Origin of the sequence: Brooklawnia sp. (assembly GCF_049651565.1) — a bacterium.
GTDB lineage: Bacteria > Actinomycetota > Actinomycetes > Propionibacteriales > Propionibacteriaceae > Brooklawnia.
In genome coordinates, this window is record NZ_JBASCI010000107.1 from 1 (window position 1) to 1928 (window position 1928).

2 protein-coding genes are annotated in these 1928 nt (G+C 66.9%); one reads left to right on the forward strand and one right to left on the reverse strand.

Annotation, left to right across the window (positions count from 1 at the left end; all coding sequences use genetic code 11):
- The first annotated feature begins 256 nt into the window (after positions 1 to 256).
- On the forward strand, positions 257 to 955 hold the full coding sequence (locus tag WBL05_RS04875; protein ID WP_424224125.1) for a sterol carrier family protein: 699 nt from the start codon (positions 257 to 259) through the stop codon (positions 953 to 955).
- A gap of 1 nt (position 956) precedes the next feature.
- On the opposite strand, the gene WBL05_RS04880 is transcribed toward WBL05_RS04875, so the two are convergent.
- Positions 957 to 1928: glutamine synthetase family protein (locus WBL05_RS04880; protein WP_424224126.1), on the reverse strand; the 972-nt coding region annotated here is incomplete at its 5' end.

Consider the following 1928-nt stretch of genomic DNA (forward strand, 5'->3'; position numbering starts at 1 on the left):
GCGGGTCGACCTCGTGTCCAGCCACGCGCTGTGACTTACCAGAGCCGCTCCGACGGCCAAAGTGATGGCGACCCGCCCGTCCCGCTCATCCCAAACTGAAACACGCCTTCTTCAGCAGTCTCCTAGCGCTCATCGGTAGCCCGAGTTGGCAGGACCGTAACCCTGACGTTACCTTCCGGTCAGGACGGGCGCCCAGACTCAAGGGGTGGCGGTCTTGGCAGTGAGGGCGAATCGATCCCTCGTCACAGTGTGCGACGTGTTCGTCGACCAGTTGAACACCCTGGTGCAGCCCGCCGGCAAGCTGTCCCGCTTCGGACTGGGCCGGCTGATGTTCCTGGTCTCGGACGCCTTGGCCACCCTGCCGGTCGCCACCCCCGGCAGCCCGTTGTCGCTGGGTGACCACTTCCACATGCGCGAACTTGCCGGCGACGAGGTCGACGAGATGATCAGCGGCCTGATGGGCATGGAGGACGCTGCCACCCTGGCCCGCCAGCTCGCTCCGCAGCTCAGCGACCTGACCGCAGCGCTGGCCGCCAACAACCTGCCCAACACCGTCGCCTCGCGGTTCGGCAGCGTGCGGCTGATCGACTTCCTGCGGGCCAGCGTCGTGCTGGCGGTCAACGTGGCCATCGACACCGGCGGCACCGTCCAGCCGGGCGCCAGGGCGGAGTCGGTGCGGGCGCTGGCCGGCGTGCTGGCCGAACGGTTCCCCGGCCGCAGCATCGAGCTCAGGGTGCCGCCGTACGTGGCCGTCCAGGTCAGCGCCAGCATGGACGCCCCGACCCACACGCGTGGCACCCCGCCCAACGTCGTCGAGGTCGACCCGGACACCTTCCTGGCACTCGCCACCGGCAGGCAGAGCTGGACGCGCGCGGTCGCCGCCCGCACCCTGACCCATTCGGGTTCACACGCCGCCGAGGCGGCCCGGATCTTCCCGGTCTTCCGGCCGGACTGAGCTACAGCCTGGGCAGCAGCGTCCGCAGCTCGTGCGGGGTCACCTGTTGCCGGTAGGCGTCGAACTCGGCGCGCTTGTTGCGCATGAAGTAGTCGAATACGTGCTCGCCGAGGGTTTCGGCGACCAGTTCGCTGGTCTGCATGAGCTCGATCGCGCTCTCCAGGTTGCGTGGCAGCGATTCGATACCCATCGCCAGCCGTTCCCGGTCGCTTAGCGCCCAGACGTCGTCCTCGGCCTCCATCGGCAGCGGCAACTCCTGCTCGATCCCGGACAGCCCGGCGTTGAGCAGCAACGCGTAGGCCAGGTAGGGGTTGCAGGCCGGGTCGAGGGCCCGGTACTCCACCCGCGCCGAACCGGCCTTGTCGGGCTTGAACAGCGGGATCCGCACCAGCGCCGAGCGGTTGTTCCGTCCCCAGCAGACGTAGCTGGGCGCCTCACCGCCCCACGCCAGCCGCTTGTACGAGTTCACCCACTGGTTGGTGACCGCGGTGATCTCCCGGGCGTGGGCGAGCAGCCCGGCGATGAAGTGTTTGCCTATCCTGCTGAGCCGTAACTCGTCCGTCGCATCGTAGAAGGCGTTCTGGTCGCCCTCGAACAGACTCAAGTGGGTATGCATGCCCGAGCCGGCATGCCCGGTGAACGGTTTGGGCATGAACGATGCCCGAATGCCCTGGGCAACAGCGACCTCTTTCACCACGACCTTGAAGGTCATGATGTTGTCGGCCATCGTCAACGCGTCGGCGTACCGCAGATCGATCTCGTGCTGGCCGGGTGCGCCCTCATGGTGGCTGAACTCCACCGAGATCCCCAGCTGTTCGAGCATGCTGATCGCGTCCCGCCGAAAGTCGGTGCCCTCGTCCATCGTGGTGTGGTCGAAATAGCCGCCTTGGTCGAGAGCAATTGGTTCGACTCCTGGCGTGATCGGGTTTCGCAGCAGGAAGAACTCGATCTCGGGGTGGGTGTAGAAGGTGAA